The sequence below is a fragment of the Spirulina subsalsa FACHB-351 genome (assembly GCF_026130165.1).
Taxonomy (GTDB): Bacteria; Cyanobacteriota; Cyanobacteriia; order Cyanobacteriales; family Spirulinaceae; genus Spirulina_A; species Spirulina_A subsalsa_A.
Window position 1 is genome coordinate 1 of record NZ_JAIHOM010000191.1, and the last position, 5616, is coordinate 5616.

At 48.3% G+C, this 5616-nt stretch carries 4 protein-coding genes and 2 pseudogenes; 5 read left to right on the forward strand and 1 reads right to left on the reverse strand.

Going from position 1 to position 5616, the window contains the following annotated elements; genetic code table 11:
* From K4A83_RS24155 to K4A83_RS21640, 4 genes and pseudogenes are all read left to right on the forward strand, one after another.
* Nucleotides 1-112 (forward strand): annotated as a pseudogene (locus K4A83_RS24155) (transposase); the annotation flags it as partial.
* Between the two features lie 236 nt (nucleotides 113-348).
* Nucleotides 349-1545 carry a Coenzyme F420 hydrogenase/dehydrogenase, beta subunit C-terminal domain gene (locus K4A83_RS21630; protein ID WP_265266784.1) on the forward strand — a complete coding sequence of 399 codons (1197 nt, stop codon included), beginning with the start codon at nucleotides 349-351 and terminating at the stop codon, nucleotides 1543-1545.
* 308 nt (nucleotides 1546-1853) lie between these two features.
* A complete protein-coding gene (proB, locus tag K4A83_RS21635) occupies nucleotides 1854-2960 on the forward strand; it encodes a glutamate 5-kinase (protein ID WP_265266785.1) in 1107 nt (368 codons plus the stop codon).
* A gap of 328 nt (nucleotides 2961-3288) precedes the next feature.
* Nucleotides 3289-3651, forward strand: coding sequence for a DUF1815 family protein (locus K4A83_RS21640; protein ID WP_265266786.1), 363 nt, complete (start codon nucleotides 3289-3291; stop codon nucleotides 3649-3651).
* A 628-nt stretch (nucleotides 3652-4279) separates the two neighbouring features.
* On the opposite strand, the gene pdhA is transcribed toward K4A83_RS21640, so the two are convergent.
* Entirely contained in the window at nucleotides 4280-5323 is a 1044-nt protein-coding gene (pdhA, locus tag K4A83_RS21645; RefSeq protein ID WP_265266787.1) for a pyruvate dehydrogenase (acetyl-transferring) E1 component subunit alpha, read from the reverse strand.
* A 79-nt stretch (nucleotides 5324-5402) separates the two neighbouring features.
* Here pdhA and K4A83_RS23765 point away from each other — a divergent pair.
* A pseudogene (locus K4A83_RS23765) lies at nucleotides 5403-5492 on the forward strand (MgtC/SapB family protein); the annotation flags it as partial.
* Between the last annotated feature and the right edge of the window lie 124 nt (nucleotides 5493-5616).

Below are 5616 nucleotides of genomic sequence, written 5' to 3' on the forward strand. Positions count from 1 at the left end.
GGAAGCCAATTACTCTAAGACCCGCAGGGCTACATTTAATCTTACTGTTCATATTGTGTTGGTGACTAAATATCGGAGAAAAGTATTCCAGAAAGAACATTTAGAGTTCTTATTAAAAAATCTGTGGCGAGCCAAGACTCTCCAGAGTATTAATTGTGCTTCGCTGTTTCTATATTGGTTGGCTTTTCATCTCATCGGTGAAACCGAGAGCCTTCAAGCCAACATTTAAGGTAAAATACTCCTCGTCTGTTGGCACACTGTGCTGAAAACAGAACAGCGCGCTCCTGTTAAAGCACAGGATTTTATTGTGCCGTCACTCTTTCCCTTCTTGATAAACCTTCTTTTTAAATGACCTCTCTTATCCCAAAACACCAAAAAGCCAAAGCCCTGAAACCGGGGAGCCGTCCCCCCGCCAAGGAACTCTGTAGCGAGTGTGGGCTGTGCGATACTTACTATATCCATTACGTTAAGGAAGCCTGTGCGTTCCTCAATCAACAGATTGCGGAATTGGAGGAAGAAGCTCACGGGCGATCGCGCAATTTAGAAAAATCCGATGATCTCTACTTTGGGGTACATCAGGAAATGATGGCCGCCCGCAAAAAACAACCCATTGAGGGGGCGCAATGGACGGGGATTGTTAGCACCATTGCCTGTGAAATGCTCACCCAGGGCCAAGTGGAGGGAGTGGTATGTGTCCAAAATCAACCCGATGATCGGTTTGGTCCCATGCCCGTCATTGCCCGCACCCCAGAGGAAGTCTTAGCTGCTAAGGTCAATAAACCCACCCTGTCGCCTAATCTCTCGGTTTTAGAACAGATTGAACAGTCGGGGATGAAGCGATTGTTAGTGATCGGGGTAGGCTGTCAAATCCAAGCCCTGCGGGCGGTACAGTCGGAACTGGGGTTAGAAAAACTCTATGTTCTAGGAACGCCCTGTGTGGATAATGTCAGCCGGGCAGGATTGCAGAAATTTCTGGAAACTACCAGTAAATCGCCGGATACGGTGGTGCATTATGAGTTTATGCAGGATTTCCGTGTTCATTTCAAGCATGAGGACGGATCGGAGGAGTTAGTGCCATTTTTTGGCTTGAATACAAAGGAGCTTAAGGATGTATTTGCCCCTTCTTGTATGACTTGTTTTGATTATGTGAACTCCTTGGCCGATTTAGTGGTGGGCTATATGGGCGCGCCCTTTGGCTGGCAGTGGATTGTGGTGCGCAATGAGACGGGGCGAGAAATGCTCAATCTGGTGCAGGATCAACTGGATACCCAAGCGGTGTTTTCTAAGGGCGATCGCCAACAAGCCGTACAACAGAGCATTCCCGCCTACGATAAGGGCGTGACGCTCCCCATGTGGGCAGCCAAACTCATGGGGGTTGTGATCGATAAAATTGGACCCAAAGGGTTAGAATATGCTCGTTTTTCCATTGACTCCCACTTCACCCGGAATTATCTCTATGTGAAGCGGAATTACCCGGAAAAACTCCCCCATCATGTCCCTGAATATGCCCAGCGTATCGTGAATCAGTATCAGTTACCGGAATAAGTCCGAGAGGGAGCAGGGAATTGATAATTGACAATTGATAATTGATAATTGATAATTATTCCCGACTCCCGATTTGGGGCTCAAGCGCAACTACAAACCTGATTCCCGATTTGGGGCCCAAGCGCAACTACGAAGCGGATTCCCAATTTGGGGCCCAAGCGCAACTACGAACCTGATTCCCAATTTGGGGCCCAAGCCCAACTACAAACCTGATTCCCAATTTGGCGCTGAAGCGCAACTACGAACCTGATTCCCGATGCCCTGTTCCCTTAACTTATCAGCTTTGCCCCACACCCCACTGTCCCCCCATGCCTCAAACCCTTGTTGTTAAAATAGGTACATCGAGCCTTACCCATCCCGACACTGGGCGTTTAGCTCTCTCCAATATCGCCAGCTTAGTGGAAACCCTCACAGAGTTACGAGAACAACATAATCGCGTGGTGTTAGTCTCCTCCGGAGCGGTGGGCATTGGGTGCCGTCGTCTCAACTTGCCGGAACGCCCTCGGACTATGGCTAGGAAACAGGCGATCGCCGCCGTCGGACAAGGGCGCTTAATGCGCATCTATGATGACCTGTTTAGCAACCTCAAACAACCCATTGCTCAAATCTTACTCACGCGGCGGGATCTCATGCAGCGCAGTTCCTACGTCAACGCCTACAACACCTTTCAGGAACTCTTTGAACTGGGCGTGATCCCCATTGTCAATGAAAACGATACTGTCGCCGTGGATGAGTTGAAATTTGGCGATAATGACACCCTCTCCGCCCTCGTCGCCAGTTTAGTCGAGGCCGATTGGTTGTTTCTGCTCACTGATGTAGATCGGCTCTATTCGGCGGATCCCCGTTCCTCACCCGATGCTCAACCCATTGTTCAAGTTTCCGCCTCCCAACTGGCTACCCTCCAAGTAGAAGCGGGGAATAAGGGATCTCAATGGGGAACCGGAGGCATGGCGACCAAATTAGCAGCCGCCCGCATTGCTACCAGTGCCGGGGTAAGAACGGTAATTACCCACGGGCAAAAACCCGGTTATTTACCCAAAGTTCTCCAAGGGGAGCAGATTGGTACCCAGTTTGAACCCCAACCCCAACCGGAAAACGCACGCAAACGCTGGATTGCTTACGGCTTAGTGGCAATGGGCAAATTGTATTTAGATGATGGGGCGGTGCGGGCGATTTGTGAGGGGGGGAAATCCTTACTCGCCGCCGGAATTACCCAAACTGAGGGGGAGTTTCAAGTGTCCGATGCCGTTCAGTTGTGCGATCGCAACGGAAACGAAATCGCCCGAGGTTTAGTGAACTACAACAGCAGCGAAATCCAACAAATTCAAGGCCTCCGCTCCGACCAAATCCCCAAAATTCTCGGCTACATGGGAACAGAAACCGTCATCCATCGGGATAACTTAGTTCTCGCCTGACCCCCCAATCTGAACCCCTTCCCCAAGAAATTTAAAGTTTTTTATTAAATTCTCACAATATTGACAAAGAAACACAAATATGTCCAAGAGTTAGGGTACACTGAGAATGTACATTGACGACACCAACAGGGAAATTGCATTTTCGCCCAATAGTTTCGTGTGGCGCGTGATTTCTGCCATTTGCTTCCGTTTCCGAGTGGAGAAGCCAGACCGCTACAGGTTCGCCCAGTGCCGATCAGCCTAGGGAGAAAAAATCTTAAGAGGGAGAAAAAATCTTAAGAAAGTATTAAAAGGTATACAATAACTCTTGGTGTTTGGAGGACAAACCGTGTTTTTACGACTTGCACAGCAACACCGCCAATTTGTTCGGGATTTAGTCATGAATCTTCAAGCACTGGCCACAGTTCTGGAAAATCAAGGCTATTTAGCATCCTGTTACACCTGCGGTAGTGAAATGAACAGCGCTTCTTTCATGGTCAGTTTAGGAGAAGATCATCTGATCCGCTTTTTGGTGTCCGACTATGGGATCACCTGGACAGAAATGCGGGATGATCGCGAATTAATGAAGCTCGAAGGAGCAGAAGCCATTAGTCAGTTACAAGACTTAGCCGATTTAGTCAAGTATTCCATCCCCCCTCACGAATTCCTTAAAGGACGTTCTGGGGAGTTCGCAAAACCCGTTCAAGTGTGACAGACTATCCCTCTACGAAGCTTAGAGAGTTGGAGAAATAGTCTGTCAAACCACTGAGAGTAGTGAGTCCCCACTGCTCCTAAGCCCTCACGCTTGAGGGCTTGTTTTCCTATGGGAATCGATCCAAACTAGGGACTCCAGATCCGGGACGGGAGAGAGGACTGTAATCCTAGTTGGCCGTCCCAATCAAGGGGCTATACCCTCGCCACTAGAGTGATCCCCACGATCCCCACTCAGATTTAAGGCGCAATAGACTACAGCAGTTACTTTTCCCAATTATAAGAAATGTCAAGGAATAGGGCAAATTTGTTTAACTTCCTTAATATAAATTATTCTTGATTCACGAAACGTCAAGAAAATAAAGAAAATATTACGAATTTTCCCAAAGAGTCCGATCCCTGAGATCATAAAAACAGTTCAAATGGGGTCAGCCAATATAAAGACCCTAAACATATATAAGCTCGATTAATATAAAAACCCAAAGACCTCTAGCTTTATTACTAAAGCTAGAGGTCTTTGCTATGATTTGGGCTTGACCTAAATTTGCAGTGATCCCCTAGGGATAAGAATTGATCCCTAGGGTTATCTTTCCAGATATCAAGGGGTTTTTCCCCTATGAGATCCCCAGTTACTCAGCAAATACATAACGATAAAGCTCACTAGGATCCGGTTCAGGACTGGTTTCCGCGAACTTAACCGACTCATTGACCAATTCCTGAATCTTGTCATCAATCCCTTTTAAATCTTCCTCCGAGGCTAAATTCCGCTCAATCAATTGCCCAGCCAGCTTTTTAATCGGATCCCGAGACAACCAGAAATCTTTTTCCGGCGCGCTGCGCAACTCATCGGGATCAGCGAGAGAGTGGCCGCGGAAACGATAAGTGAGCGCCTCAATCAACGTGGGGCCTTCTCCGGCTCTAGCTCGTGCCACGGCCTCTTGAGCCACCTTCCGCACAGCTAAAACATCCATCCCATCCACTTCTACCCCCACCATGCCAAAAACACTGGCTTTTTTATAAATTTCTGGTTGAGACGTAGCCCGATCATGAGCCATCCCAATCGCCCATTTATTATTTTCCACCACATAGAGAATGGGCAACTTCCACAAAGCCGCCATATTCAAACACTCAAAAAACTGGCCATTATTACTGGCTCCATCCCCGAAAAAACAGGCCGTCACTTGATCCGCCGACTCATCCCCCATGGTTTCCCGGCGATATTTCGATTGGAACGCGGCCCCCGTTGCCACCGGAATCCCTTCCGCCACGAAGGCATAGCCCCCTAATAAACGATGAGTCCCTGAAAACATGTGCATGGAACCGCCACGTCCTTTACTACAGCCTGTTTCCTTGCCGAATAATTCCGCCATCACCTGCCGGGCGGGAACACCTGCACTCAAGGCATGGACATGATCCCGATAGGTACTACAGACATAATCCTCTCCGGGGCGCATCGCTCGAATGACTCCCGTCGAAACCGCTTCTTGACCATTGTAGAGATGGACAAAACCAAACATTTTGCCCCGATAGTACATTTCCGCGCATTTATCTTCAAACAGGCGACCGAGTACCATATCCTCATAGAGCATTAGCCCTTCCTCTCGGGTAATGTGAAAGGAAGAGGTATCAATCACGGGGAGGGAGCGCTCTGTAAAGGTGTTGGGGTCGTTCATAGGTGCTTCTCGTAAAACCATGTAGTGTTGTTGCCGCCAAGGGAACGGCAATAGGTTATTCTGACATATTTTCCGGGCTTTTGCTCAGGCTTTTATGGGAGCGATCGCCGTTTTAATCTCTAACACCGTTCTCCGTCCCTTGGGCTACCGGATTAACCAACAACCGTTACCGATCATGTTTTCTTGAAAGCCCCGATACTTTAGGACGGGGATGAAAAGAAAAACAGTATGTAACCCGCGAAGCGTCAGCACTTAATGAGCCTTGCCAGTTTTATTAAGTGTGTTATAATGGG